The 26,772-nt window shown below is 51.0% G+C and carries 22 protein-coding genes and 6 tRNA genes; 6 read left to right on the top strand and 22 right to left on the bottom strand.

Features of this window, described 5'->3' with window-relative positions; genetic code table 11:
- Nucleotides 1-171: 171 nt before the first annotated feature.
- A complete protein-coding gene (locus BV494_RS11160; protein WP_104922937.1) occupies nt 172-669 on the top strand; it encodes a zinc ribbon-containing protein in 498 nt (165 codons plus the stop codon).
- A 48-nt stretch (nt 670-717) separates the two neighbouring features.
- Here BV494_RS11160 and BV494_RS11155 read toward each other — a convergent pair whose 3' ends face one another.
- The 9 genes from BV494_RS11155 to miaB all read right to left on the bottom strand — a co-directional run bounded on the left by BV494_RS11155 (nt 718) and on the right by miaB (nt 10,150).
- The gene (locus BV494_RS11155) at nt 718-1,443 is read right to left on the bottom strand and encodes an amino acid ABC transporter ATP-binding protein (protein ID WP_104922936.1); all 726 of its coding nucleotides are present in this window, start codon (nt 1,441-1,443) and stop codon (nt 718-720) included.
- Complete coding sequence (gene gltK / locus BV494_RS11150; protein ID WP_104922935.1) at nt 1,440-2,117, bottom strand: glutamate/aspartate ABC transporter permease GltK; 678 nt, start codon at nt 2,115-2,117, stop codon at nt 1,440-1,442. Before gltK ends, BV494_RS11155 begins: the two co-directional genes overlap by 4 nt.
- A gap of 2 nt (nt 2,118-2,119) precedes the next feature.
- A complete protein-coding gene (locus BV494_RS11145; RefSeq protein ID WP_104922934.1) occupies nt 2,120-2,860 on the bottom strand; it encodes an amino acid ABC transporter permease in 741 nt (246 codons plus the stop codon).
- A 188-nt stretch (nt 2,861-3,048) separates the two neighbouring features.
- Entirely contained in the window at nt 3,049-3,945 is an 897-nt protein-coding gene (locus BV494_RS11140) for an amino acid ABC transporter substrate-binding protein (RefSeq protein ID WP_104922933.1), read from the bottom strand.
- A 438-nt stretch (nt 3,946-4,383) separates the two neighbouring features.
- Nucleotides 4,384-5,913, bottom strand: coding sequence for an apolipoprotein N-acyltransferase (gene lnt, locus BV494_RS11135; RefSeq protein ID WP_104922932.1), 1,530 nt, complete (start codon nt 5,911-5,913; stop codon nt 4,384-4,386).
- Between the two features lie 7 nt (nt 5,914-5,920).
- Nucleotides 5,921-6,799: a CNNM family magnesium/cobalt transport protein CorC gene (gene corC, locus BV494_RS11130; RefSeq protein ID WP_104922931.1), complete on the bottom strand. Its 879-nt coding sequence runs from the start codon at nt 6,797-6,799 to the stop codon at nt 5,921-5,923.
- 111 nt (nt 6,800-6,910) lie between these two features.
- Nucleotides 6,911-7,384, bottom strand: coding sequence for an rRNA maturation RNase YbeY (gene ybeY / locus BV494_RS11125; protein WP_104922930.1), 474 nt, complete (start codon nt 7,382-7,384; stop codon nt 6,911-6,913).
- The gene (locus tag BV494_RS11120; protein ID WP_192937995.1) at nt 7,381-8,457 is read right to left on the bottom strand and encodes a PhoH family protein; all 1,077 of its coding nucleotides are present in this window, start codon (nt 8,455-8,457) and stop codon (nt 7,381-7,383) included. The genes ybeY and BV494_RS11120 overlap by 4 nt, the downstream gene beginning before the upstream one ends.
- A gap of 268 nt (nt 8,458-8,725) precedes the next feature.
- Nucleotides 8,726-10,150: a tRNA (N6-isopentenyl adenosine(37)-C2)-methylthiotransferase MiaB gene (gene miaB / locus BV494_RS11115; RefSeq protein ID WP_104924774.1), complete on the bottom strand. Its 1,425-nt coding sequence runs from the start codon at nt 10,148-10,150 to the stop codon at nt 8,726-8,728.
- Nucleotides 10,151-10,338: 188 nt separating this feature from the next.
- Here miaB and ubiF point away from each other — a divergent pair, with 188 nt between their 5' ends.
- Nucleotides 10,339-11,523, top strand: coding sequence for a 3-demethoxyubiquinol 3-hydroxylase (gene ubiF / locus BV494_RS11110; RefSeq protein ID WP_104922929.1), 1,185 nt, complete (start codon nt 10,339-10,341; stop codon nt 11,521-11,523).
- 106 nt (nt 11,524-11,629) lie between these two features.
- On the opposite strand, the gene BV494_RS11105 is transcribed toward ubiF, so the two are convergent.
- The 11 genes from BV494_RS11105 to nagB all read right to left on the bottom strand — a co-directional run bounded on the left by BV494_RS11105 (nt 11,630) and on the right by nagB (nt 18,722).
- A tRNA-Gln gene (locus tag BV494_RS11105) sits at nt 11,630-11,704 on the bottom strand.
- A gap of 44 nt (nt 11,705-11,748) precedes the next feature.
- A tRNA-Met gene (locus BV494_RS11100) sits at nt 11,749-11,825 on the bottom strand.
- 92 nt (nt 11,826-11,917) lie between these two features.
- Nucleotides 11,918-11,992 (bottom strand) — tRNA-Gln (locus tag BV494_RS11095).
- Nucleotides 11,993-12,056: 64 nt separating this feature from the next.
- A tRNA-Gln gene (locus BV494_RS11090) sits at nt 12,057-12,131 on the bottom strand.
- A gap of 23 nt (nt 12,132-12,154) precedes the next feature.
- Nucleotides 12,155-12,239: transfer RNA gene (locus BV494_RS11085), tRNA-Leu, on the bottom strand.
- Nucleotides 12,240-12,246: 7 nt separating this feature from the next.
- Nucleotides 12,247-12,323 (bottom strand) — tRNA-Met (locus tag BV494_RS11080).
- Between the two features lie 228 nt (nt 12,324-12,551).
- The gene (gene asnB, locus BV494_RS11075; protein WP_104922928.1) at nt 12,552-14,216 is read right to left on the bottom strand and encodes an asparagine synthase B; all 1,665 of its coding nucleotides are present in this window, start codon (nt 14,214-14,216) and stop codon (nt 12,552-12,554) included.
- Nucleotides 14,217-14,578: 362 nt separating this feature from the next.
- A complete protein-coding gene (locus BV494_RS11070; RefSeq protein WP_101075809.1) occupies nt 14,579-15,331 on the bottom strand; it encodes an HAD-IIA family hydrolase in 753 nt (250 codons plus the stop codon).
- 57 nt (nt 15,332-15,388) lie between these two features.
- On the bottom strand, nt 15,389-16,612 hold the full coding sequence (gene nagC, locus BV494_RS11065) for a DNA-binding transcriptional regulator NagC (protein ID WP_104922927.1): 1,224 nt from the start codon (nt 16,610-16,612) through the stop codon (nt 15,389-15,391).
- Nucleotides 16,613-16,632: 20 nt separating this feature from the next.
- Nucleotides 16,633-17,772, bottom strand: a complete 1,140-nt coding sequence (gene nagA / locus BV494_RS11060) for an N-acetylglucosamine-6-phosphate deacetylase (protein WP_104922926.1) — start codon at nt 17,770-17,772, stop codon at nt 16,633-16,635.
- A gap of 149 nt (nt 17,773-17,921) precedes the next feature.
- Nucleotides 17,922-18,722 carry a glucosamine-6-phosphate deaminase gene (nagB, locus tag BV494_RS11055; RefSeq protein WP_104922925.1) on the bottom strand — a complete coding sequence of 267 codons (801 nt, stop codon included), beginning with the start codon at nt 18,720-18,722 and terminating at the stop codon, nt 17,922-17,924.
- Nucleotides 18,723-19,221: 499 nt separating this feature from the next.
- Here nagB and nagE point away from each other — a divergent pair, with 499 nt between their 5' ends.
- The 4 genes from nagE to chiQ all read left to right on the top strand — a co-directional run bounded on the left by nagE (nt 19,222) and on the right by chiQ (nt 25,266).
- Nucleotides 19,222-21,168, top strand: coding sequence for a PTS N-acetyl glucosamine transporter subunit IIABC (gene nagE / locus BV494_RS11050; RefSeq protein WP_104922924.1), 1,947 nt, complete (start codon nt 19,222-19,224; stop codon nt 21,166-21,168).
- Nucleotides 21,169-21,359: 191 nt separating this feature from the next.
- Nucleotides 21,360-23,030, top strand: a complete 1,671-nt coding sequence (gene glnS, locus BV494_RS11045; protein WP_104922923.1) for a glutamine--tRNA ligase — start codon at nt 21,360-21,362, stop codon at nt 23,028-23,030.
- A 468-nt stretch (nt 23,031-23,498) separates the two neighbouring features.
- The gene (gene chiP, locus BV494_RS11040; RefSeq protein ID WP_226790081.1) at nt 23,499-24,911 is read left to right on the top strand and encodes a chitoporin ChiP; all 1,413 of its coding nucleotides are present in this window, start codon (nt 23,499-23,501) and stop codon (nt 24,909-24,911) included.
- Nucleotides 24,912-24,924: 13 nt separating this feature from the next.
- Nucleotides 24,925-25,266, top strand: coding sequence for a ChiQ/YbfN family lipoprotein (gene chiQ, locus BV494_RS11035; protein WP_104922921.1), 342 nt, complete (start codon nt 24,925-24,927; stop codon nt 25,264-25,266).
- A gap of 141 nt (nt 25,267-25,407) precedes the next feature.
- On the opposite strand, the gene fur is transcribed toward chiQ, so the two are convergent.
- Together fur and fldA are read right to left on the bottom strand one after the other, a co-directional pair.
- Nucleotides 25,408-25,863, bottom strand: coding sequence for a ferric iron uptake transcriptional regulator (gene fur, locus BV494_RS11030; protein ID WP_104922920.1), 456 nt, complete (start codon nt 25,861-25,863; stop codon nt 25,408-25,410).
- Between the two features lie 316 nt (nt 25,864-26,179).
- Nucleotides 26,180-26,707 carry a flavodoxin FldA gene (gene fldA, locus BV494_RS11025; RefSeq protein ID WP_104922919.1) on the bottom strand — a complete coding sequence of 176 codons (528 nt, stop codon included), beginning with the start codon at nt 26,705-26,707 and terminating at the stop codon, nt 26,180-26,182.
- Between the last annotated feature and the right edge of the window lie 65 nt (nt 26,708-26,772).

Raw genomic sequence — 26,772 nt, 5'->3', positions numbered from 1 at the left:
ACAACACCCGCTGAAGAGCTAACGGGGATTTCTGCCTTCTTCTGGCGCATTATTCAGAATCTGCGAGGCAGCCCGAGATAATCTGCGCAACGTATCAGGGATTTACGTCTAAAATAAAGACAATACGCTCCCGCCGGGCAAACGGTTATGTCAGTTCAAGGAGAGGAAGTTATGAGCAATATTACGCAATCTTACCGCCAGTTAGTGTCTTCGCTGACCGAACGGTTAAAAAATGGCGAACGTGATATCAGCGCACTGGTGCAGGATGCCCGTGTCCGTCTGCAAGATGAAGGTAAGTTGTCAGAAATTCAAATTGAACAGTTAACGTCGGCAGTCAGACGCGATCTGCATGAGTTTGCGCGCAGTTATGGAGAGAGCCAGCGGGTGGTGGCTGAGGATGACGGCACCGACAGCGTGTTTCTGCGCGTGATTAAAGAAAGTCTGTGGAAAGAGCTGGCGGACCTGACGGACAAAACGCAGCTGGAATGGAAAGAGATGTTTAAAGACGTCAGCCATCACGGCATTTATCACAGCGGGGAAGTGGTCGGGCTGGGAAATCTGGTTTGCGAAAACTGTCATTTCCACTTAGCGGTTTACACGCCTGAGATTCTGAGTAAATGCCCAAAATGCGGGAATACTGAATTCAGCCGACGCCCGTTTGAACCGTGATTTTATCTGCCCGCTTCCGGATCAGACCGGAAGCGGGCAATTCACGTTTTAGTGCAGGATTTTCGCCAGGAAATCGCGGGCACGATCAGATTCCGGATTATTGAAGAAATCGTCTTTATTGCGATCTTCCACAATCTTCCCTTCATCCATGAAAATCACGCGGTTCGCCACTTTACGGGCAAAGCCCATTTCGTGGGTGACCACCATCATAGTCATGCCTTCGTTTGCCAGCTCAACCATCACGTCGAGCACTTCGTTGATCATTTCCGGATCAAGCGCTGAGGTCGGTTCGTCAAATAACATGGCGATGGGATCCATACACAATGCGCGGGCGATAGCCACACGCTGCTGCTGTCCGCCGGAAAGCTGGCCGGGGAATTTGTTGGCGTGAGCGGATAAACCGACGCGCTCCAGCAATTTCAGCCCTTTTTCTTTCGATGCCGCTTTATCGCGTTTCAGCACTTTCACCTGAGCCAGCGTCAGGTTATCGATGATCGACAAATGCGGGAACAGTTCGAAATGCTGGAATACCATGCCGACTTTCGCGCGCAGCTGCGCCAGATTGGTTTTCTTGTCATTGACCGGCGTACCGTTGACCAGGATTTCGCCTTTCTGAATCGGCTCCAGCCCGTTCACGGTTTTAATCAGCGTTGATTTCCCTGACCCGGAAGGCCCGCAAACGACCACAACTTCACCTTTTTTAACTTCGGTGCTGCAATCGGTCAGCACCTGGAACTGCCCGTACCATTTAGAAACATTCTTCAGTGAAATCATGAAACGGTCCTTTTCTTCAAATAACGCACCAGCAAGGAAGCGGAAAGGCTGATAACAAAGTAAATAAGTCCTGCAAACAGCACCATCTCAACCAGCGTACCGTCACGGTCGCCGATGTTGGATGCGCTGCGGAAGAAGTCAGCGAGGCCCAGAACATAAACCAGCGAAGTATCCTGGAATAAGACAATCGCCTGCGTCAGTAACAACGGCACCATCGCGCGGAAGGCTTGCGGCAAAATCACCAGCTGCATGGACTGCCATTGGGTCATGCCCAGCGCCAGTGCGGCGGAAGACTGCCCGCGGGCAATACTGATAATCCCGGCGCGAATGATTTCGGAATAGTAGGCCGCTTCAAACAAAGCGAACGCTACCATCGCTGAAATCAGGCGGATATCCGTTTTAGGCGATAAACCGAGCACTTTTTGCAGGAAGCCGGGCACAATCAGGTAGAACCACAGCAGCACCATCACCAGCGGTATGGCGCGGAACAGATTGACGTAGGCCGAGGCAAACCAGCGCACAGGTCGGAATGTCGACAGGCGCATCACCGCCAGCAGCGTACCCCAGAGGATACCGACAACAATCGCCAGCGACGTGATTTTCAGGGTGACGACCATGCCTTGCCACAAGTAGGGCAGGCCGGGGCCGATTGAACTCCAGTCAAATTCATGCATTTCTATTTACCTCCCATGTTGCCCGGCAGGCGGACTTTACGTTCTACAAAATGCATCAGTAACATGATGACGGCATTGATAAGGACGTAGGCAACGGTAATCGCAGTAAAGGATTCATACGCATGAGCGGAGTAATCAAGCAACTTGCCGGCTTGTGCAGCCATATCAACCAGACCGATGGTGGACGCGATGGCCGAGTTTTTCACCAGGTTAACCATTTCGGACGTCATCGGTGGCACGATCACACGATAAGCGTTCGGCAACAGGACATAGCGATAGGTCTGAGGCAGCGTCAGGCCCATTGCCAGCCCGGCATTGCGCTGACCGCGCGGCAATGACTGAATGGCCGCACGCACCTGCTCGCACACGCGGGCAGCGGTGAACAGACCAAGACAGATCATTGACGAGGTAAAGAATTGCACATTCGGGGCCAGTTCTGATTTAAACCACATGCCGATATTTTCCGGCAGCAGTTCAGGCACAACCAGATACCAGATGAAGAATTGCACAATGAGCGGCACGTTACGGAAAAGTTCGACGTAACAGGTACCAATACCGGAAAGAATGCGGTTGGGTACGGTACGCAGTATCCCGAAGAGTGAACCGATGAAAAACGCGATGATCCAGGCGCAAATCGACAGCGCGACGGTGACCTGAAATCCATTCCAAATCCAGCCCAGGTAGGTGGTATTCCCAAAGGGGGCTTGTTGCAGGAATATGCCCCAGTTCCAATCTATTGACATAAAAACTCCGTAAACCGGGTAATCAACTACCCATCTGAGTGATGACGTGATCCGCGTGAAAATGATTGGGAGGATAGGCGGGGTGGGGAACGACCACCCCGCATCCGGTCTGCATCATCACAGGCTGGTGGTCCAGCCTTATTCTTTAATTACACTTCTCTTGGTTATACCCGTCTGTCTGGTATTTCTTACAGTGCTTTATCGTTTGGCGCTTTGAACAGGGCTTTCATGTCATCAGACAGTTCAAAGTTCATGTTCAGGTTTTTCGGAGGAATTGGTTTTTTGAACCAGGTTTCAAACCACTTGGTCGCTTCACCGGAAGTCTGTGCTTTCACGATGGTGTCATCGACCAGTTTTTTGAACTCAGCGTCATCTTTACGCATCATGCAGCCATACGCTTCTTTCGACTGTGGCGTGCCGAGAATGACCCAGTTGTCAGGTTGTTTGGCTTTCGCACGCTCACCGGCTAACAGAGCATCATCCATCATGAACGCAACGGCACGACCGGTTTCCAGCGTACGGAAGGAGTCGCCGTGGTCTTTCGCGCTGATAATGCGTAAGTCCAGTTTCTTCTCTTCGTTAAGCTTGTTGAGCAGCACTTCTGACGTTGTACCGGAAGTGACAACAACGGTTTTGCCTTTCAGGTCAGCGAAATCTTTGATTTCAGACCCTTTCTTCACTAACAGACGGGTGCCGATAACGAAGATGGTGTCGGAAAACGCAGCTTGCTGCTGGCGCTCGAGGTTGTTGGTGGTTGAGCCACACTCAAAATCATAGGTGCCGTTTTGCAGCAACGGAATACGGTTCTGCGAGGTGATTGGCATCATTTTGACCTGCAGGTTGGGCAGGTTCAGTTTTTTCTTCACCGCGTCAACGATGGCGTCAGAGTAATCCTGTGAATAACCGACGACTTTCTGTTCGTTATTGTAGTAAGAGAATGGTACGGAGGATTCGCGGTGACCTACCACGATAACGCCATTGTCTTTGATTTTCTTCAGGGTGCCGGTCAGTTCTTCTGCGTGAGCAAAGCTGCTTACGGCAACGCTTGCCAACACTACGGATAACGCCAATTTGCGCAATTGCATGTCCAACTCCTTGCTGTCATCAGGGATCCAAACTCAGGGATCAGAAAGTACTAATGCCTCGTCATATGAAGCTAGAAAATAACTGAATGTGAATTTTATGAAACCACATTGTTTCTTTTTTGAGACGAGACACGCACCAATTAAAAGCAACTCACGGGCTATGCACCTGAAAAGTGCATGAGGACTAGCCTTTTTGTTCCAAAATGATGCACGACGTCATAAAAAGTAACTAACCAGATATCTTTCAATCAGATGTAGCAAGACTCATGCCAGAAAGCCTGATTTAACTTCATCGCCGGTCATATAATCAGCGCTTAATGCCGGGTTTCTGACAAACGGCAGCAGGTAAAAGGGGAGTGTGATGAGAATGAGGGAAGGGATGCGACAAAACAGTTCAGGCGCCCGAAAACGCCTGATTTAAAGAGGAATTGCAAAAAATTAGCTCTTGCGACGCCCCAGCCACAGCGCTGTGCCCGCCATAATGAACGTCACTATCCACACCGGCCACCAGCCGGCGCGTGCATACGGCGTCATCCCGGTTGTCGGCGTGACTTTCACATTCAGCACCTGACGGGTGAACTGCGGAATTTCAGCCGTCACATCACCCTGCGCATTCACTACGGCGGTAATGCCATTGTTGGTGCTGCGCAGTAACGGACGACCTAATTCCAGTGAACGCATACGCGCCATCTGGAAATGCTGCCACGGGCCAATCGAGTGACCGAACCAGGCATCATTGGAAATGGTCAGCAGGAAATTGGTGTCCGGCCGCAGGTTGTCACGCACCTGTTCACCAAACACCACTTCATAACAAATGGCGGTGGTCAGATTGAGGCCGCTGACAAACAAAGGCTTCTGCACGTAATCGCCGCTGGTCAGGCCCGACATCGGCAGATCGAAGAACGGAGCAAGAGGGCGCAGCAACGTTTCCAAAGGAACGAATTCACCGAAAGGCACCAGGTGATGTTTGTTGAAGCGGTTGTCGTCCGGATAGCGATAAGTCTGTTCACCGCCCAGCACGATGGCGCTGTTATACACCTTCATGCCTTCTTCGTTACGACGTGCGTCGATAATCCCGGTGATCAGCTGAGTCCCGTGCGAACGATAGATGTTATCCACCATGCTCAGGAAAGCCTGCTGATCGGATTCAATATCTGAAATTGCAGATTCCGGCCAGATGATCATGCTGGATTTGCCGAGATAAGGGCGACTGAGATCCAGATACGTTTGCAGCGCGCTTTCCAGCGCCTTCGGATCCCATTTCATCGACTGCGGAATATTGCCCTGAACCAGCGCAACATCGACAGTTTTCTCCGGCTGTTCCTGATACCAGTGAATATAGCGAAGCGGCCACGGCAGCAGCAACATCGCCAGCGCAACAACACCCGGCACTTTCCGGCGCTGATAAATAGCATAAACCAGCAGACCGCTCAGGGATGTCAGTAAAAGCGTAATGCCGTTTACACCGGTGATTGGCGCAAGGCCTTTAAGCGGGCCATTAATCTGGCTGTAACCAAATTCAAGCCACGGGAAACCGGTCAGCACCCAGCCGCGAAGGAATTCGGTAATCTGCCACAGTGCGGGCGCGGCAATCGCCAGTTTCCACCAGGTGGTTTTCGGCCACAGTTTGCTGAAAATACCGGCGAACAGCATGGTGTACAGCGACAAATAAGCCGCCAGCAAGATCACCAGGAAAAGGTTGATGGCTTCCGGCATACCGCCAAAGGTGGCGATGCTGACATAAACCCAGTTTACGCCGGTTCCAAACAGGCCAAATCCCCAGAAAAAACCTATCCACGCGGATTGCGCCGGACGGCGATCCAACGTTAATGCCAGCAGACCGCAGAGTGAGACGATGGCGGCAGGCCAGAAATCATAAGGGGAGAAAGCGAGTGTGCCACAGGCACCGAATAAGAGCGCCAGCAGGGCGCGAACCCGCTGGCGTTGATATAAAGAGGCAATTGCCATGGAGTAATTATTCTTCCAGTTTCGGTTGCGGCGCGTCGTCCGGTATTTTTACGTGAACCTGAATAATACGGCGGCTGTCGGCCATCGCAACCTTGAACAGGTAACCGTCAATTTCAATGCTTTCGCCCCGTGCCGGTAAATGGCCAAAGGATTGCATCACCAGACCACCGATAGTATCGACTTCGTCGTCACTGTAATGGGTCTGGAAGACTTCATTGAAATCTTCAATCGGAGCCAGCGCGCGGACGGTGTAGGTATGGCGGCTAAGCTGACGAATATCCAGATCTTCAGCTTCGTCATACTCATCATCGATTTCGCCAACAATCAGTTCGAGAATATCTTCGATAGTCACCAGACCGGATACGCCGCCGAATTCATCGACAACAATCGCCATATGGTAACGCTGGGAGCGAAACTCTTTCAGCATGCGGTCAACACGTTTGCTTTCAGGAACCACCACGGCGGTTCTCAGCACTTTATCAATGCTGAATGGCTCAGACGTTGTGCGCATAAACGGCAGCAGGTCTTTGGCCATCAGGATGCCTTCAATGTGATCCTTATCTTCGCTGATCACCGGGAAGCGGGAGTGTGCGGATTCGATGATGACATCGAGGCACTCTTCCAGCGGCTGATTGCGTTTGAGCGTGATCATCTGAGAACGGGGGATCATGATGTCCCGGACGCGCTGTTCGGCGATATCCATCACGCCTTCCAGCATGTCACGGGTATCGGGGTCGATCAGATCGTTTTGTTCTGAGTCACGGATCAGTTCAACCAAATCGCCACGGTTTTTAGGTTCACCGTGAAAGAGCTGGTTAAGGATAAGGGAAAAGAAGCCCTTCTTGGGACTGGGGCTGTCACTGTTTTGTGAATGGTCATCGCTCATGGCGTTTGGTTTAGTATTCTCGTGTTAGTGGTCATTATGATCAACTCTTAGCCTGAAACGCCTGCGGGAGAGCAATCTCCGTCGCAGGCGTTGTATGAATCCGGGCTAATCTCAGTTGTCTTCTTTTTCTGAAATATAAGGGTCAGGATAACCCAGACCTTGCATGATTTCAGTTTCAATTGCTTCCATCTCTTCGGCTTCTTCATCAACGATATGGTCATAACCCAGCAAATGCAGACTGCCGTGAATAACCATATGCGCCCAGTGAGCCCAAAGTTCTTTTTCCTGCTCTTTGGCTTCCTTCTCAACCACCTGACGACAAATAATCAGGTCGCCAAGCAGTGGCATTTCCATACCAGGAGGAGCTTCGAACGGGAAGGATAACACGTTGGTTGGTTTATCCATGCCACGATAAGTCATGTTTAATTCATGGCTTTCCGGGATGTCGACCAGACGGATTGTCACTTCCGACTCTTCCTGAAACTGAGGAAGGACAGCTTCCAGCCAGGTCTGGAAGTCATTTTCTGACGGTAAGCCAGCGTTTTCTTCACAAGCGATTTGTAAATCGAGGATTACCGTGTTCATTGACTGACCTGCTGGGATGCGTTGTTCTGATATTCATGTTTACGCTCTGCGGCAACCGCATCACGACGTTTCTGGTCTTCTTCTTCCCACGCTTCGTAAGCTACAACAATTCGTGCGACAACAGGATGACGGACAACGTCCTCACTGTGGAAAAAGTTAAAGCTGAGTTCTTCGACAGACGACAGCACTTCAATGGCGTGGCGCAGGCCGGATTTCTGATGGCGCGGCAAGTCGATTTGCGTCACGTCACCGGTAATCACCGCTTTGGAGTTAAAACCAATACGGGTCAGGAACATCTTCATCTGTTCAATGGAGGTATTCTGGCTTTCATCGAGAATAATAAAAGCGTCATTCAGGGTACGGCCACGCATATACGCCAGCGGAGCCACTTCTATGACGTTGCGCTCAATGAGTTTTTCAACTTTCTCAAAGCCGAGCATTTCGAACAGTGCGTCATACAGCGGGCGCAGATACGGGTCAACTTTCTGGCTGAGATCGCCCGGCAGGAAGCCCAGTTTTTCACCGGCTTCAACGGCAGGGCGCGTCAGCAGAATGCGGCGCACTTCCTGACGCTCCAGCGCATCGACGGCAGCGGCAACGGCAAGATAGGTTTTCCCCGTACCGGCAGGGCCGATACCAAACGTGACGTCGTGATCCAGAATATTGGCAACGTATTGCGCCTGATTCTTCGTACGCGGTTTGATCACGCCACGCTTGGTTTTAATGATGACCGCTTTACCAAAATCAGGCACGCTTTCGGCCGTTTGCTCAAGCACGCGGCTTTCTTTAATAGCCAGATGGATTTTTTCAGGATCGATATCCTGAATCTCACCACGCAGCGGCGCGGTGTCTACGTATAAGTCGCGCAGGATATCAGCGGCTGCCGCAACCGGCAGACTCTTTCCAACAAGTTTAAATGCGTTATCACGACGGTTGATTTCAACGCCCAACCGGCGTTCCAGTTGTTTGATATTGTCATCAAACGGCCCGCACAGGCTCAGTAAGCGCTGATTGTCTTCGGGCTCCAGTAAAATCTCTTGTGTTACAACGTTCAAACTTATCCTTTGGGTCACTCTGGACCAGTTTACCCTGCATAATTCAGGGTACGTTCTGTGAGACATACGGCTGTAACTGCTTTCAGCCGTCAACCATACCTGAGTTAATAATACATGCCCTTGGCAAAATATGCTGCGCCTTGCAGGCCGTTACATGAACCTGCATCCGGATATGCGGCCTTTCCTGGAAAATTAAACCCCTGAGGGCGGTCTGACGTCTGCATTATCAAAAGAAACAGGACGCCGGAGCGCCCTGTGAGGTTCTGTCATTCTTCGCTTCAATGATTCAGGGCTGATAAATCCCAACGCCCAATTCATTTTCTTTGCGGGTACGCGCAATAACGGATTGCGGTGATTCGTGCAGACGCAACGCCATTTGTTCTTCCGTGCGTATAACTACACCGCGCAGGGAGTTGGCGTAGACATCGACAATTTCGACATCAACGAATTTGCCGATCATGTCCGGCGTGCCTTCAAAATTGACCACACGGTTGCATTCGGTGCGTCCGGTCAGTTCCATAATGTCTTTACGGGACGTTCCTTCCACCAGAATGCGCTGAACGGTGCCCAGCGTTGCGCGGCTAAACCGCATCACCTGTTGCGTAATCCTGTCCTGTAACAGCGCCAGACGCTGTTTCTTCTCGTCCATACCCACGTCATCGACCATGTCGGCCGCAGGGGTTCCCGGACGCGGAGAATAGATGAAGCTGAAGCTGACGTCGTAATTGACCTGCGCAATCAAATCCATGGTGCGTTCGAAGTCATCGTTGGATTCGCCAGGGAAGCCGATGATAAAGTCAGAACTGAAATGAATATCCGGACGCGCAGCCCGCAATTTACGGATAGTCGATTTGTATTCCAGCACCGTATGAGGGCGCTTCATCATGGTCAGAATGCGATCAGAACCGCTCTGAATAGGCAGATGCAGGAAACTCACCACTTCAGGCGTGTCTTTGTAGACCTCGATGATGTCATCGGTGAATTCTACCGGATGGCTGGTGGTGAAGCGGATGCGGTCAATACCGTCGATGGCCGCCACCAGACGCAGTAATTCTGCAAACGAGCAGATGCCGCCATCAAAGGAATCGCCTCGGTAGGCGTTCACATTTTGCCCCAGCAGGTTAACTTCACGCACGCCTTGTGCGGCAAGCTGAGCGACTTCAAACAGAACGTCATCGCAGGGGCGGCTGACTTCTTCGCCACGCGTGTAAGGCACCACGCAGAAGCTACAGTATTTATTACAGCCTTCCATGATAGAGACAAATGCGGTCGGGCCATCTGCACGGGGTTCCGGAAGACGGTCGAATTTTTCAATTTCCGGGAAGCTGATATCCACGACAGGGCTTTTAGTGCCGCGAACGTGATTGACCATTTCCGGCAGGCGATGCAGAGTCTGCGGGCCAAAAACGATATCGACGCAAGGCGCACGTTTACGCAGAAGCTCACCTTCCTGCGAAGCCACACAACCGCCGACGCCGATGATGATGTCCGGGTTTTTCTTTTTGAGCAGTTTCCAGTGCCCGAGCAGGCTGAACACTTTCTCTTGTGCCTTTTCCCTGATTGAACAGGTATTCAGCAGCAGAATGTCTGCTTCTTCAGCGTTATCCGTCAGCTGGTAACCGTGGGTACTATCAAGAAGATCGGCCATTTTGGATGAATCATATTCATTCATCTGGCAGCCCCAGGTTTTTATGTGCAGTTTTTTAGTCATCAGCGTGTCAGTACTCAATACGGGAAACGTCAGATCGGCAGTGCCGCAGTGCATAGCGTTGTTCAGGGGCGGTATTGTAAACCCTCACCTTAGCGCTGACCAGTGCGGGAAAGCAGCTTAGGCCCTGATGCTGACACAAAAATCCGGTACACTTCGCACAATGAACGGATAAATAAAGCTGGAATAAAATGAATAATTCAGAGAAGTCATTTGATGCAGTGATTGTCGGTGGCGGTATGGTCGGTGCGGCTGCGGCTCTCGGGCTGGCCCGTCAGGGGCTCCAGGTTGCGCTGATCGAAAATGAACAGCCGGCTGAATTTGACGCGTCTGCCGCAGCCGATCTGCGGATTTCCGCAATAGGCTGCGCTTCTGTTCGTTTTTTGCAGAAGCTTGAAGCGTGGCCCGCTGTCGAAAAAATGCGTTCGGTGCCGTACCGCCGTCTGGAAACCTGGGAAGTTGACGGTTCCGACGTAAAATTCGATGCGCAATCGCTCGGATTACCGGAGCTGGGATTCATGGTTGAAAACCGCGTGCTTCAGCTGGCGCTCTGGCAGCAATTTGATGCTTTCTCCAATCTGATCCGTTTTTGCCCGGCGAAGCTGCGCCATCTCTTGCAGCATGACGATAAAACCTGGTCACTTCAGCTGACGACCGGCGAACTATTGCGTACAAAACTGGTCGTCGCGGCTGATGGGGCAAATTCTCTGGTCCGCCAGCTGGCGGGTATTGGCGTTGATGGCTGGGAATATCGTCAGCACTGCATGCTGATTAACGTTGAAACTGAAACGCCGGATCAGGATGTCACCTGGCAGCAATTCTTCCCGACAGGCCCGCGTGCATTCCTGCCGCTGTTTGGGCATCAGGCGTCGCTGGTGTGGTACGACAGCCCGCAGCGTATCCGTTATCTGAAAACGCTGAACATGAAACAGCTGACGGCGGAGATTATGCAGGCTTTCCCGCCGCGCCTTGGAAAAATCAACGCAGTGGCGGCGGGCGCGTTCCCGCTGGTTCGCCGTCATGCGCAGCGTTATGTTCTGCCGGGGCTGGCGCTGGTGGGCGATGCGGCGCATACGATTAATCCGCTGGCCGGGCAGGGCGTGAATCTGGGCTATCGTGACGTAGAAGCATTGCTTTCGGTACTGGAAAAAGCGCGTGACCATGATGAAGCGTGGAGCAGCCAGAGCGTGTTGTTACGCTATCAGCGTCAGCGGCGTTTGGATAATCTGCTGATGCAAAGCGGAATGGATTTGTTCTACACCGCGTTTAGTAATGATCTGGCACCGGTCAAAGCGTTGCGTAATCTGGCTCTGATGACCGCACAGCGTGCAGGCGCGCTGAAAACTAAAGCGCTGAAATATGCATTAGGCATTTGATGACGTGAGAGCAGGGCAGGCCGGAGGAATGTCGGTTTGCCCTTTATTTTTAAAAGACTCAAACGACAAATAGCAAAAAGCCCGCACGAGGCGGGCTTTCTTAATGTGGCTGGGGTGCCAGGATTCGAACCTGGGTATGCTGGTATCAGAAACCAGAGCCTTACCGCTTGGCGACACCCCAATTTTAAAACTCACTACCTTTTGAGCAGTGTACTGCAAGTAAAATGGTGGCTACGACGGGATTTGAACCTGTGACCCCATCATTATGAGTGATGTGCTCTAACCAGCTGAGCTACGTAGCCAAATTCTACTGACTTACTTCAAAACTTCAAGCACTAATTTATCTAACTTAATAATAAATTTCAAGTGCTTACCAATTATACAGAAAGAAGTATGGCTGGGGTACCTGGATTCGAACCAGGGTATGCTGGTATCAAAAACCAGTGCCTTACCGCTTGGCGATACCCCAACAGTACAACTTCTCAAACTGGATTTTCCTCACTTTCACAATAAAACCGTGAGAGATAAGAAAATGGCTGGGGTACCAGGATTCGAACCTGGGAATGCTGGTATCAAAAACCAGTGCCTTACCGCTTGGCGATACCCCAACTGTGCTGCCGACTCGATGAAATGGTGCGGGAGGCGAGACTTGAACTCGCACACCTTGCGGCGCTAGAACCTAAATCTAGTGCGTCTACCAATTTCGCCACTCCCGCAAAAAGATGGTGGCTACGACGGGATTCGAACCTGTGACCCCATCATTATGAGTGATGTGCTCTAACCAACTGAGCTACGTAGCCATCTTTTTTCGCGCTACCTTCATCGGCGTTGCGGGGCGCATTATGCGTATATGACCGTTTTGCGTCAACACCTTTTTTGGAGAAAAAGGCGTGAGAGCGTCCATTTGTCTGGCTTATAACCACTCTGGTGATTAATTGGGCAAAACACATTATTTTTGCTGGCTTTCTCCATAAAAAAACGGGCCAAAACAGGCCCGTTTGCAACAAGGAGATTTACTGGTAAAGCACTTATTTATACGCGGACTGATGCACGCCAACAGCACGGCCAGAAGGGTCGTCCATGTTTTTGAACGCTTCATCCCATTCGATGGCTTTTGCCGAAGAGCACGCTACTGACGGGCCGCCAGGCACACATTCTGCCGCGCTTGGCACCGAGAACAGCTCTTCGAAAATGGTGCGGTACAGGTAGCCTTCTTTTGACGTTGGCGTGTTGTACGGGAAACGGAAATGCGCCGTTTCGAGCTGTTGATCGGTAATCTGCTGAGACGCGACTTCTTTTAAAGTGTCGATCCAGCTGTAGCCCACACCATCAGAGAACTGTTCTTTCTGACGCCATGCAACGCTGTGTGGCAGGTAAGATTCAAAACATTCACGCAGGATATGTTTTTCCATCTTGCCGTTGCCGCACATTTTGTCTTTCGGGTTGAGACGCATTGCGACGTCGAGGAATTTTTTATCCAGGAACGGTACGCGGGCTTCCACACCCCAGGCCGACATCGCTTTGTTGGCACGGGCACAGTCATACATGTGCAGGGCCAACAATTTACGCACGGTTTCTTCGTGGAATTCTTTCGCGTTCGGCGCTTTATGGAAGTACAGGTAACCGCCCAGCACTTCGTCCGCACCTTCGCCGGACAACACCATCTTGATGCCCATCGCTTTGATCTTACGGGACATCAGATACATCGGCGTTGACGCACGAATGGTGGTCACGTCGTAAGTTTCGATGTGATAAATCACGTCGCGGATGGCATCCAGACCTTCCTGCACGGTGAAATGAATTTCATGGTGCACGGTGCCTAAATGGTTCGCGACTTCCTGAGCGGCGCGCAGATCCGGGGAACCTTCCAGGCCGACAGCAAAGGAGTGCAGTTGCGGCCACCAGGCCTCGCTCTGATCTTTATCTTCAATACGGCGACCGGCAAATTTCTTGGTAATCGCTGAAATAACGGAGGAATCCAGGCCACCGGACAGCAGCACGCCATAAGGCACGTCAGACATCAGATGACTTTTTACGGATTCTTCCAGCGCATCTTTCAGTGCCGCAGCGTCAGTGACGTTGTCTTTAACGTTTTCGAAATCGAACCAGTCACGGTGGTAATATTCACGAATTTCGCCGTCCTGACTCCAAAGATAGCTGCCTGCCGGGAATTCTTTGATGGTGCGGCAAACCGGCACCAGCGCTTTCATTTCTGACGCCACGTACATGTTGCCGTGTTCGTCATAACCCATGTACAGCGGGATGATGCCCAAATGGTCGCGGCCAATCAGGTACGCGTCTTTTTCTGTGTCATACAGAATGAAGGCGAACATGCCTTGCAGTTCATCGAGGAACGCCGGGCCTTTCTCCTGATACAGCGCCAGAATGACTTCGCAGTCAGACGCGGTCTGAAACTCATACTTGTCGCCCAATTCAGCGCGCAGAGCCTGATGGTTGTAGATTTCGCCGTTAACAGCCAGAACGTGGGTATGTGCTGCGTTGTACAGAGGCTGTGCGCCGTTGTTCACGTCGACAATCGACAGACGTTCATGCGACAGAATCGCTTTGTCGCTGGCGAACACGCCGGACCAGTCTGGCCCGCGGTGACGCATCAGGCGCGAAAGTTCCAGCGCTTTTTTGCGCAGCTCGATGGAGTCAGTTTTGATATCGAGCACACCGAAAATTGAACACATATTTCTATCTCCCTAACGACGTTTCTCTGGCTGTCATTTTTATGTTTACGAATGAGGATCAACGTTGCCGTTCTTTCAGTTTTAGTCAGGCTTTGTTGCGTTGCTGACTATGAAAATGCGTCATAACCCCCATGTTGTGCAAGTGGTTTAACGCTCTTCTGATAAATAGTATGTTCGTGAGGGTGGTTTGTTAGCGGATATTCAGTTAAATGTCGATTTCATTGATGAATTATCAATTTAATGCCGAAAAATTGTGGGGAATTCAAAAAAACGAAAAATTGGATAAAAATCAGTCAGAAAAGCAAAAAAAAACGAGCCTGAAGGTGGATCCAGACTCGTTTTCACAGGCTTACCCGCCACTGTCAGATGATATCGATATCGGCCACGGAAGGGTAAATCCAGGTCGGGCGGAAAGGCATTCCTTCAATATCATTCAGCGAAGAAACGCCGCTCAGCACCAGAATAGTTTCCAGACCCGCCTGAAAACCGGCCAGAATGTCAGTCCGCAGGTTATCGCCAACGATGACCGTGCCTTCTGAGTGGGCCTGCATCTTGTTCAATGCGGAACGAATTATCCACGGGCTCGGTTTACCGACATAAAACGGCTTACGCCCGGTGATTTTCTCAATCGGCGCACATAACGCGCCGCAGGCCGGAACGAAACCGTGCCCGTGATTATCCGGGTTTGTCGCAATAAAGCGCGCGCCGTTTGCCACGAAATACGCCGCTTTATGGATCATATCCCAGTTGTAAGAACGCGTTTCGCCGACGATCACAAAATCAGGGTTGATGTCTGTGATGGTGAAACCCGCTTTATATAACTCATGAATCAACGCGCCTTCACCCACGACGTAGGCTTTTTTTCCTTCCTGACGTTTCAGAAAATCAGCCGTCGCCATCGCAGACGTGAAGAACGCACTTTCCGGCACTTCAAGGCCGGCAGCGCTGAAGCGGTTTGCCAGATCCTGAGCGGTTTGGGAAGGGTAGTTGGTGAGAATGACCAGAGGCATTCCCTGTTCCTGAATTCGGGCCAGAAAGCGATCGGCACCCGGCACCGCAGTGTTGTCGTGCAACAGCACGCCATCAATGTCACAGATTACATTCTTTATTGTCATGATTTCCAAACCCACATTTTCAGCCCCATTCCTGGCAGCCCATTACTATAGCACGTCTTAATTTTCCATCAGACGCTGCAACAGAACGCCATTCAGCATAGCCCGTTTGACCAGCGCAAACGCGCCAATTGCGGACTGATGGTTAAGCAAAGAAGTCACAACCGGTAAATTGCGGCGGAAGTCTTTTAAAACCTGCGCATTAATACAATTCTGAATGGCCGGAAGCAGGACTTTATCCGCTTCGGTAATTTCGCCGGCGATCACCACTTTTTGCGGGTTAAACAGGTTGATGGCAATGGAAACGGCTTTGCCGAGTTGACGGCCTACGTGGTCAATTACTTCTGTTGCCAGCGCATCATGACGATTGGCCGCCTTACAGATAGCTGAAATTGAGCAGTCGTTCAGGCTGAGTTTGCTGGCGTAGCCTTGCGTGAGCAGGTGACGCACACGATTTTCAATTGCGCCATTTGCCGCGACGGTTTCCAGACAGCCAAAATTGCCGCAGTGGCACCGTTCGCCCAGCGGGTCGATCTGAATGTGGCCAATTTCGCCTACGTTGCCGTTACTGCCGAGGAAAATCTGTCCATTAACGATGATCCCCGCGCCGGTTCCGCGATGCAGACGAACCAAAATGGAGTCCTGACAGTCGCGGGTTGCACCAAAATAATGCTCGGCGAGGGCCAGACTGCGGATATCGTGGCCGACAAAGCTGGTGACTTTGAATCTGGCTTCCAGTGCATCCACTAATTTCCACGCGCCAACGCTGATATGCGGCATATAACGGACGATGCCTTTATTCGGATCGACCAGACCCGGCAGGATGACTGAAATGGCAATCAGCTCACGAATTTTACGTTGATTGAGCTCGATAAATTGCGCGATCGCCTCAAACAAGGCGTTCTCAAGGGTTTCCTGAGTGCGTTCGGGCAGCGAATAGTGCTGCTCGGCCAGTGATTTGGCACTGAGATCGTAGAGCGTGATGGTCGCATCATGGCGGCCAAGACGAACGGCGATGGTATGAAAAGGGCGGGTTTCGGTGATGATAGAAATGGCGCGGCGACCGCCGGTGGAGGCCTGCTGATCCACTTCTTTGATCAGACCGCGCTCGAGTAACTGTCGGGTAATCTTGGTGACACTGGCGGGCGCTAACTGGCTCATGTCGGCGATTTGAATGCGCGAAATGGGCCCTTGTTGGTCAATCAGGCGGTAAACCGCCGCGCCGTTTAACTGCTTAACCAGATCAACGTTGCCGATTTGTGCCTGCTGTCCGCCAGTTGTCATCAATACTTTTATCCGCTCAATTAAACTTCGTCACCATTAACGATAGTTTTTGTGATTTTGAAATCATGAGTGAACGCGGTGAGGTTGGCGACTTTGCCTGCTTCAATGCTGCCCAGTTGGCCGTCTAGGCCAATCGCGCGGGCCGGATAAAGCGATGCCATACGCAGCGTTTCATCCAGTGCAATGCCGACATGTTCGACGCTATTTTGAACCGCTTCGATCATGGTCAGCGCAGAGCCGCTCAGTGTTCCGTTTTCGTCCACACAGAGTCCGTCTCGGTAGTATATTGTTTTACCGGCAAAAATGAACTCATCAATATTCGCACCCGCTGGCGCTGTGGCATCGGTGACCAGCACCAGTTTCTCGCCTTTGAGCTTTTTCGCGCTGCGGATATTGGCATAATCGACATGCAAACCATCGGCAATCACACCGGTATACACTTCCGGCGTATCGAAGATTGCACCAATCAGGCCAGGCTGACGACCCGTAATTGCCGGCATTGCATTATAAAGGTGCGTTGCGAAGCTGATACCGGCCGCAAAACCGGCGCGGGCTTCGGCATACGTCGAATTGGAATGACCGGCGGAAATCACAATACCGGCCGCGCGCAGCTGGCGGATATAGCGGGCTTCAACCTGTTCCGGCGCAAGCGTGAGCTGCGTGATGACATCGGCGTTTTCACACAGAAAATCAATCATGGCGTCGTCAGGCTTACGGATAAAGGCCGGATTGTGAGTGCCTTTTTTCAACGGGCTCAGATACGGGCCTTCAAGATGCAGACCCAGCGCCTGATGAGGATATTTTTTCAGATACGTGCGCATTACGCTGACGCCGTGCTTCATGTAGTCATCGCTACAGGTGATCAGCGTCGGTAAGAAACTGGTACAGCCGGATTTTTCGTTGGCTTTCTGCATGATTTCTAACGTTTCTACGGAAATTGCTTCCAGTGAATCGTTGAACTGCACGCCGCCACAACCATTAAGTTGCAGGTCGATAAATCCGGGGGCAAGAATGGCACCGTCCAGATCGCGGGTTTCCACATTGTCCGGCAGCTCGCTGACCGCGCAAACACGTTCGATTTTGCCATCGGCAATCACGACCGCGTGGTTATCCAGAACGTCGTGGCCGGTATAGATCCGGCCGTTAATCAATGCGTACATCATGCCCCCTCGTTCGCTTGCCCTTCACCAGTCACGCTGCTGCTGCGTTGGCCGCCTTACTCACTTCGGTCACTTACTTCAGTAAGCTCTCGAAGATTCGCTTCGTTGCCGCCTTGCCGCAACGCGACTGGCTTTGGGCATAATTTTTGTTAAAGATTTTTCATATTTTCCGCTTCTAACTCGCGGAAATATTTAACAGTTTTGACTTTCAGTTCCATGGTGGACGGTTCATCACACACCATAACGGCTTTTGCGTGCAATTGCAGACAACTGATTGTCCACATGTGGTTGATGTTGCCTTCGACAGCGGCTTCGAGCGCCTGAGCCTTCGCGTGGCCGGTCACCAGAATCATCACTTCTTCTGCATCAAGCAGTGTACCCACACCAACGGTCAGGGCGTATTTTGGCACCAGAGAGACGTCATTGTCGAAGAAACGTGAGTTTGCGATACGGGTTTCGTGTGTCAGGGTTTTGATACGGGTGCGGGAAGCCAGTGAGGATGCCGGTTCGTTGAAGGCAATGTGACCGTCGTTGCCTACGCCACCCATAAACAGGTGAATTTTACCGTAAGACTTAATTTTGGCTTCGTACTGGCGGCATTCTTCGTTGACGTCAGGTGCATTACCATTCAGCAGGTTGATGTTTTCGCGTGGAATATCAACGTGATCAAAGAAGTTTTTGTACATGAAGGTATGGTAGCTCTCAGGGTGTTCCTGCGGTAAGCCAACATATTCATCCATGTTGAAAGTCACGACGTTCTTGAAGCTAACCTGGCCTGCTTTATGCATGGCGATTAAATGTTTGTAAGCTTCGAGGGGGGTACCACCGGTAGGTAAGCCCAAAATGAACGGGCGGTCGGCAGTGGGTTTGAAGGTGTTAATACGTTCAACGATATGACGTGCTGCCCATTTGCCAACTTCAGTGGTGGTGTTTAAAGGAATAAGTCTCATCACGTACCTCTAGTTTCAGAATATTGAATATACTGTTGATATCCTTTGTCCTTGACGCTGCAGATGCGTTGGCTGCTTTGACTCACCCGAATCACTTACCTGTGTAAGCTCATCGGGATTCACTCGATTGCTGCCTTCCTGCAACGTCAATGACTGCGGATATACGTAGTCAAAGTAAAAACTAAGTTCGTCAGTTCAAAGGCGGTCTTGTTAAGCGTAAACCACCGTGGCGGTTTATGACTGGCACAATGCCGTCTAGATTTTTTTAATGATAAAATAAGTTTTGTGTGTTGACCAGTCTGATGGCATGTTATGACCTCTTTTTGGTGACATTTCTCACAAAAAGAGAGGTTTTAATTTGCGATACGAAATAATCTTTTTACACTCGCAGTGCTGTTAGTTATAAGTGCAGTCGGTTAAATCGGAACGGTAAGTAAAGGTAGTAACCATACTAATTAAACTACTTAGGTGATTCGCCTGGCGGCGGATAGGGGGAAATGTGAATATTCTTGGATTCTTTCAGCGTTTAGGCAGAGCACTTCAGCTGCCGATAGCCGTACTGCCGGTCGCGGCGCTACTGCTGCGTTTTGGTCAGCCTGATCTTCTTAATATGCCGTTCATCGCGCAAGCCGGTGGCGGGATCTTCGATAACCTGGCCCTGATTTTTGCTATTGGTGTGGCATCAAGCTGGTCTAAAGACAACGCGGGTGCTGCGGCACTGGCCGGTGGTATTGGTTATTTCATTCTGACTAAAGCGATGATCACCATCAACCCGGCCGTCAACATGGGCGTTCTGGCGGGTATCATCACGGGTCTGGTCGGCGGTATGGTTTACAACCGCTGGTCTGATATCAAACTTCCTGATTTCCTCAGCTTCTTCGGTGGGAAACGTTTCGTTCCTATCGCAACGGGCTTCTTCTGTCTGATTCTGGCCGCGATCTTCGGTTACGTCTGGCCTCCGGTGCAGGATGCAATCCGTGCCGGTGGTGAGTGGATCGTAGGTGCAGGCGCATTTGGTGCAGGTATCTTCGGTTTCGTAAACCGTTTGCTGATCCCAACCGGTCTGCATCAGGTTCTCAACACCATCGCATGGTTCCAGATTGGTGACTTCACTAACGCAGCAGGCACAGTATTCCACGGCGATATCAACCGCTTCTACGCGGGTGACGGCAGTGCAGGGATGTTCATGTCCGGCTTCTTCCCGATCATGATGTTTGGTCTGCCAGGCGCGGCATGTGCGATGTACTTCGCTGCACCGAAAGAGCGTCGTCCATTAGTGGGCGGTATGCTGGTTTCTGTTGCGGTAACGGCATTCCTGACCGGTGTGACCGAACCGTTAGAATTCCTGTTCATGTTCCTTGCGCCGCTGCTGTACTTAGTCCACGCCATCCTGACCGGGATCAGCCTGTACATTGCAACCGCGCTGGGTATCCACGCTGGCTTCTCCTTCTCAGCAGGTGCGATTGACTACGCGTTGATGTACAACCTGCCGGCGGCAAGTAAAAACGTCTGGATGTTGCTGGTGATGGGCGTTGTGTTCTTCGTCATCTACTTCGTACTGTTCAGCGTGATTATCCGCATGTTCAACCTGAAAACGCCGGGCCGTGAAGACGACGCCGACCATATCGGTGAACCGGAAGCGAACAGCAATACCGAAGAAGGTCTGAACCAGCTGGCGGTGAGCTACATCAGCGCACTGGGCGGGTCTGATAACTTCAAAGGCATTGATGCCTGTATTACCCGTCTGCGTCTGAACGTGAAAGATGCCGGTACTGTTGATGATGCAGCCTGCAAACGTCTGGGTGCGTCCGGTATTGTTCGTCTGAATAAACAAAGCATTCAGGTTATCGTCGGTGCAAAAGCTGAATCTCTGGCTGATGCCATGAAGAAAGTTATGGCGCGTGGTCCGGTTGCAGCAGGCAGCGCAGCAGCGCCAGTGCTTGTGAAAGCGGCTCCACAGGCTGTGCCAAACAGCGTTAAAGCGGTCGTTGAAACGCTGGTTTCGCCGGTTACCGGTGATATCGTGGCGCTGGATCAGGTGCCAGATGAAGCCTTCGCCAGCAAAGCGGTAGGCGATGGTGTCGCGATCCGTCCGACGGATAAAACAGTCGTCGCTCCGGCTGCGGGTACCGTGGTGAAAATCTTCAACACCAACCATGCGTTCTGCCTGGAAACCACTTCCGGTGCTGAAATTGTGGTTCACATGGGGATCGACACCGTTGCACTCAACGGCCAGGGCTTCACCCGCCTGGTTGAAGAGGGCGCAACGGTTACTGCCGGTCAGCCTGTACTGGAACTGGATCTGGTTTACCTAAACGCGAACGCGCGCTCAATGATTAGCCCGGTTGTGGTCAGCAATATCGATGATTACACCGGTGTGATTTCACTGGCCAGCGGTTCAGTCGTCGCCGGTCAGACCAAGCTGTTTGAGATTCAGGGTAAATAATTTCCTGACGTCGATTCAGTTAAGCGAAGTCTTAGCGGGAAGAGAGCAATCTCTTCCCGTTTTTTATTGTTTACGGACACGGGGTATGCAGATAACCACGATTTTATGCAAGTAACGGTTGTTTCCCGACGTGGCTTGTTGGAACATAACAGGTTATCTGTAGAGTCAATGTTGCGTAGAGGAATTGCACAATGAGTGAGGCTGAAGCCCGCCCAACAAATTTTATCCGTCAGATTATTGATGAAGATCTGGCGACCGGGAAACACAATACCGTTCATACCCGTTTCCCGCCCGAGCCTAATGGTTATCTGCATATCGGCCATGCGAAGTCTATCTGCCTGAACTTCGGTATTGCGCAAGACTATCAGGGGCAGTGCAACCTGCGTTTTGACGATACTAACCCGGCAAAAGAAGACATCGAATTCGTTGAGTCGATCAAACACGACGTCCAGTGGTTAGGTTTCGACTGGAGTGGTGATATTCACTATTCTTCCGACTACTTCGATCAACTGCACAGCTACGCGCTGGAGCTGATCAACAAAGGTCTGGCTTACGTTGACGAACTGTCTCCGGATCAGATCCGCGAATACCGTGGCTCCCTGACGTCTCCGGGCAAAAACAGCCCGTACCGCGATCGCAGCGTAGAAGAAAACATCGCGCTGTTCGAAAAAATGCGTAACGGCGAATTCGCTGAAGGCGCGGCGTGTCTGCGTGCAAAAATCGATATGGCCTCGCCATTCTTCGTCATGCGCGATCCGGTTATTTACCGTATCAAGTTTGCGGAACACCATCAGACCGGCACGAAATGGTGCATCTACCCGATGTATGATTTCACCCACTGCATTTCCGATGCGCTGGAAGGGATCACCCATTCGCTGTGTACGCTGGAATTCCAGGACAACCGTCGCCTGTACGACTGGGTTCTCGATAACATCACCATCCCATGCCATCCGCGTCAGTACGAGTTCTCCCGTCTGAATCTCGAATACTCCATCATGTCCAAGCGTAAGCTGAACCTGCTGGTGACGGATAAGATCGTGGAAGGTTGGGACGACCCGCGTATGCCGACCGTTTCAGGTCTGCGTCGCCGTGGTTACACTGCCGCGTCTATCCGTGAATTCTGCCGTCGTATCGGCGTGACGAAACAGGACAACAACGTCGAAATGATGGCGCTGGAATCTTGTATTCGTGACGATCTGAACGAAAACGCACCGCGCGCCATGGCGGTCATCAATCCGGTTAAAGTGATCATTGAGAACTTTACCGGTGAAGATGTGCAAATGGTGAAAATGCCTAATCATCCGAACAAACCGGAGATGGGTACGCGCGAAGTGCCGTTCACCCGTGAGATTTATATCGATCAGGCTGATTTCCGCGAAGAAGCCAACAAACAGTACAAACGTCTGGTGCTGGGCAAAGAAGTTCGTCTGCGCAACGCGTATGTCATCAAAGCTGAACGCATTGAGAAAGATGCCGAAGGCAACGTGACGACGATCTTCTGCTCATACGACATCGAAACGCTGAGCAAAGATCCCGCCGATGGCCGCAAGGTCAAAGGCGTGATCCACTGGGTTTCCGCGACTGAAGGTAAACCGGCGGAATTCCGTCTGTATGACCGTCTGTTCAGCGTGGCAAATCCGGGCCAGGCAGAAGACTTCCTGACCACGATCAACCCGGAATCCCTGGTGATTGCACAAGGTTTCGTTGAGCCTTCTCTGGTGGCTGCTCAGGCTGAAGTCAGCCTGCAGTTCGAGCGTGAAGGTTACTTCTGTGCCGACAGCCGCTACTCCAGCGCTGAAAATCTGGTCTTCAACCGTACCGTTGGCCTGCGTGATACCTGGGAATCAAAACCCGTCGCGTAAGTCACCGAGGTACGATTGATAAACGCAGCTCCGGCTGCGTTTTTTTATGTCTGAAATTCGCGGTGTTTTCTTTTTCATCGCGAATTAATGTATTTTTCATGCTCGCTTTTTAAGCATGATTTTTCAGAATGTGAAAGTGCTGAAACGTTTAAATCACTACGATTTTTACTTAATTATTTGTTTTACTTATCGATTAAAAGTATCCACTGATTTAATCCCTTCTGAACTGCTTCTGTTACACTTTTTCATCTTTATGTGCACTTTGTCATACTTCAGCCATCAATGATTAATTACTCATTGATAATTCGCGTCGCGAAAAATACTCTTAATCCTGCTTTATACGGTTACGCCTCTGGCGGTCGCTTTTAATACCCGTTTGGGTTTTGCACGTTTTTTTAGTCAAAATGAGGAATTTCTATGCACAAGCACCTTAACAGGGGCAGGGGATCGGCTTACCTGAAACCTGTGATGTACACGCTGGCTGGCACTTTGTTGGGCGGCGGAATGACGTTTTCTGAAGAGGCCAGAGCGGCTGGCTTTATTGATGATTCGACGCTGACCGGCGGTGTGTATTACTGGCAGCGCGAACGTGACCGCAAAGATTTGAACAAAACCAAAGAAGAAACCCGCCCGGACGGCACAAAAGTCACGGTGAACAATCCCGACTACGACAAATACGCTACCAACCTTTCGCACGCGACCGCCAACCTGAATCTCGATTTTTCCTCCGGCTATGCGTGGGACATGTTCGGTATCGACGTTGCCGCATTTACCGCCATTGAACTCGCAGAAGCCAGCGACAGTGGCCACCCGAACGAAATCGCGTTCTCCTCCAAAAACCACGCCTATGACGAAGATTACTCCGGTGATAAAGGCGGCGTCAGCCTCTATAAAGCGGCCGGTAAATTCAAATACGGCGGATTCTGGGGGCACGCCGGTTACATTCAGCCCACCGGACAAACGCTGATCGCCCCGCACTGGAGCTTTATGCCGGGGACATATCGCGGTGCCGAAGCCGGGTACAAACATGATTTTGGCGATCCGGGCGAACTGAGTTTCTCTTACATGTGGGCGGATGAATACAAATCGCCGTGGCATCTGGAAATGGATGATTTCCGCCAGAATGACAAAAAGACCGGTGTTTCCTACATCCACTCGCTGGGGGCGAAATACGACTTCAAAAATGATCTCGTGCTGGAGGCGGCCTTTGGTCAGGCAGAAAGTTATGTCGATCAGTACTTCGCCAAGGCGTCGTACAAAATTGATCTGATGGGGAATCCGCTCACCACCAGCTACCAGTTCTACGGCGCGGAAGATCGCATCAGCAACCAGAACGATCCGAACAGTCTGTACGACGGTTTGGCCTGGTTGCAGGCACTGACTTTCGGTTATACCACCGGCCAGTTCAACTGGCGTCTGGAAGGGACGATGGTCAAAGCGGAAGGAAACCAGGGGTATTTTTTACAACGCATGACCCCGACGTATTCTTCTTCTAACGGACGCCTTGATGTGTGGTGGGACAACCGTTCTGACTTCAACGCCAACGGCGAAAAAGCTGTTTACGCCGGTGTGTTATACGATCTGGCGAAATGGGATCTGCCGGGCTTCGCGGTGGGCGGTTCTTACGTTTACGCGTGGGATGCCAAACCGAGTACCAATCCCATTTATGATCAGAGTCAGCGCCTGAAAGAAAGTGCCTGGAGCCTTGATGCGTTGTACACCATTCAGGAAGGCCGCGCGAAAGGTACGTTGTTCAAACTGCATTACACCCAGTACGACAACCACTCTGATATCCCGAGCTGGGGCGGCGGTTACGGGAACATTTTCCAGGATGAAAAAGACGTGAAATTCATCGTTATCGCTCCATTCACCATTTTCTGAGGATACTAAACCGATGAATAAATTACTGATGATCGTCGTGACTTCATTACTGCTGGCGGGTTGTGCGCCCACGGCTACACAAACCGAAAATGCGAAACTGCGTCAGGCGTACAGCACCTGCATCATAAAAGCAGAAGGCTCGCCGGACAAAGTGGCGTCGTGCCAGACGATCCTTGATGTTCTGAAACAGGAACAGGAGCACAAGCAGTTTGCCGAGCAGGAAACCGTGCGCGTGGTGGATTATCAGCGTTGCCTGACGGCGCGTAAAACCGGTGACGGTCAGGCTTACGCGGCAGATTGCGGGAAAATCTGGCAGGAAATCCGTTCTAACAATTCGCCAAAACCGGCGAATTAACAGGATGTGATGTCCTAACGTTGATCTTAATAAATACAAAACCCCGGCTTGCCGGGGTTTTGTGTTTTAACTCGCCGCCAGAATCACAGGCATAAAAAAACCGCCTTTCAGCGGTTAATTCATTCAGACTGACCGTGCAGATTACTGCGCAGGTTTATCATTGTGCAAAGAATCATCTTCGCGACAATCGCCTGTTTCACAGTGGCCGTAAAGGTACAGGCTGTGGTTGGTCAGTTTGATACCGTGTCTCTTCGCAATCTCACGCTGACGGCCTTCAATGTATTCGTCGCGGAATTCAATAACACGGCCGCAATCCAGGCAGATCAGGTGATCATGGTGATGTTGCTGAGTCAGTTCGAAAACAGACTTGCCGCCTTCGAAGTTATGACGGGTAACGATACCGGCATCATCAAACTGGTTCAGAACGCGGTAAACCGTCGCCAGACCAATTTCTTCGCCCATATCAATCAGTTGTTTGTACAGATCTTCCGCACTAACGTGATGACCTTCCGGCGCTTGCAGCACTTCCAGGATTTTGAGGCGCGGAAGCGTGACTTTTAAGCCGGCTTTCTTCAGTGCGGTGTTGTTGTCAGTCATGCGGATTCAGTCCTGTTACTATGTGCTAATCAAGTTGAGGCATGCAGCCTGTGGCATCGGCGGCACAAAAATTTGTCGTTTAAGGATTCTTCGTTTTTGGGATGTGTGCCGATTCTCAAAAACGTAGCCTGTTAATAAAGATCACAAAATGCTTGTCACATTCGATAATGCAACGACTTGATCAATAGAAAAAACAGATGAACTCAGTGTACCTTGATACCACCGAAAGTTACAATTTTGTAGCGGTTAAATTGTTAATTTCAGTAATAGTTTGGCCCTTCAATTGTAGAATAAATCCTCAGGGCCAACAGGGTTTTTAGCCAATAATTTCAGAAAGGCTCAGTTCTTCTGTGATCTGCTTGACCCACGCATCGACACGCGCGCTGGTCAGTTCCGGCTGACGATCTTCGTCAATTGCCAGTCCGATGAAGTGCTTATCATCAGCCAGACCTTTTGAAGCTTCGAAATGATAGCCTTCAGTTGGCCAGTGGCCCACAATCACCGCGCCGCGTGGCTCGATGATGTCACGCACGGTACCGAGCGCATCGCAGAAGTATTCGGCATAGTCTTCCTGGTCGCCGCAGCCAAACAGTGCCACCAGCTTACCTTCGAAATCTATCTCTTCGAGCGTCGGGAAAAAGTCGTCCCAGTCACACTGCGCTTCGCCGTAATACCAGGTTGGAATTCCGATCAGCAAAATATCGAATTTTTCCAGATCCTCTTTGCTGCTCTTCGCAATGTCATGCACCTCTGCAACATCTTTACCCAATTGCTTCTGGATCATTTTCGCGATGTTTTCGGTGTTACCTGTATCGGATCCAAAGAAGATACCTACTACGGCCATAAGATTATCTAACCTCTTGTTCTCAATGAAGTGCTCTGCATTGCAGGCAATAATAACGCAGATAA

Origin of the sequence: Rahnella sikkimica (assembly GCF_002951615.1) — a bacterium.
In the GTDB taxonomy this organism is placed as follows: Bacteria; Pseudomonadota; Gammaproteobacteria; order Enterobacterales; family Enterobacteriaceae; genus Rahnella; species Rahnella sikkimica.
The sequence above is the reverse complement of the archived record's forward strand: the minus strand, read 5'-3'. Positions and strand labels throughout refer to the sequence as shown.

Excerpts from the sequence above, each read along its gene's own strand:
- BV494_RS11160 (WP_104922937.1), top strand. The coding sequence starts at position 172 with ATGAGCAATATTACGCAATCTTACCGCCAGTTAGTGTCTTCGCTGACC.
- BV494_RS11155 (WP_104922936.1), bottom strand. The coding sequence starts at position 1,443 with ATGATTTCACTGAAGAATGTTTCTAAATGGTACGGGCAGTTCCAGGTG.
- gltK (WP_104922935.1), bottom strand. The coding sequence starts at position 2,117 with ATGCATGAATTTGACTGGAGTTCAATCGGCCCCGGCCTGCCCTACTTG.
- BV494_RS11145 (WP_104922934.1), bottom strand. The coding sequence starts at position 2,860 with ATGTCAATAGATTGGAACTGGGGCATATTCCTGCAACAAGCCCCCTTT.
- BV494_RS11140 (WP_104922933.1), bottom strand. The coding sequence starts at position 3,945 with ATGCAATTGCGCAAATTGGCGTTATCCGTAGTGTTGGCAAGCGTTGCC.
- lnt (WP_104922932.1), bottom strand. The coding sequence starts at position 5,913 with ATGGCAATTGCCTCTTTATATCAACGCCAGCGGGTTCGCGCCCTGCTG.
- corC (WP_104922931.1), bottom strand. The coding sequence starts at position 6,799 with ATGAGCGATGACCATTCACAAAACAGTGACAGCCCCAGTCCCAAGAAG.
- ybeY (WP_104922930.1), bottom strand. The coding sequence starts at position 7,384 with ATGAACACGGTAATCCTCGATTTACAAATCGCTTGTGAAGAAAACGCT.
- miaB (WP_104924774.1), bottom strand. The coding sequence starts at position 10,150 with ATGACTAAAAAACTGCACATAAAAACCTGGGGCTGCCAGATGAATGAA.
- ubiF (WP_104922929.1), top strand. The coding sequence starts at position 10,339 with ATGAATAATTCAGAGAAGTCATTTGATGCAGTGATTGTCGGTGGCGGT.
- asnB (WP_104922928.1), bottom strand. The coding sequence starts at position 14,216 with ATGTGTTCAATTTTCGGTGTGCTCGATATCAAAACTGACTCCATCGAG.
- BV494_RS11070 (WP_101075809.1), bottom strand. The coding sequence starts at position 15,331 with ATGACAATAAAGAATGTAATCTGTGACATTGATGGCGTGCTGTTGCAC.
- nagC (WP_104922927.1), bottom strand. The coding sequence starts at position 16,612 with ATGACAACTGGCGGACAGCAGGCACAAATCGGCAACGTTGATCTGGTT.
- nagA (WP_104922926.1), bottom strand. The coding sequence starts at position 17,772 with ATGTACGCATTGATTAACGGCCGGATCTATACCGGCCACGACGTTCTG.
- nagB (WP_104922925.1), bottom strand. The coding sequence starts at position 18,722 with ATGAGACTTATTCCTTTAAACACCACCACTGAAGTTGGCAAATGGGCA.
- glnS (WP_104922923.1), top strand. The coding sequence starts at position 21,360 with ATGAGTGAGGCTGAAGCCCGCCCAACAAATTTTATCCGTCAGATTATT.
- chiP (WP_226790081.1), top strand. The coding sequence starts at position 23,499 with ATGTACACGCTGGCTGGCACTTTGTTGGGCGGCGGAATGACGTTTTCT.
- chiQ (WP_104922921.1), top strand. The coding sequence starts at position 24,925 with ATGAATAAATTACTGATGATCGTCGTGACTTCATTACTGCTGGCGGGT.
- fur (WP_104922920.1), bottom strand. The coding sequence starts at position 25,863 with ATGACTGACAACAACACCGCACTGAAGAAAGCCGGCTTAAAAGTCACG.
- fldA (WP_104922919.1), bottom strand. The coding sequence starts at position 26,707 with ATGGCCGTAGTAGGTATCTTCTTTGGATCCGATACAGGTAACACCGAA.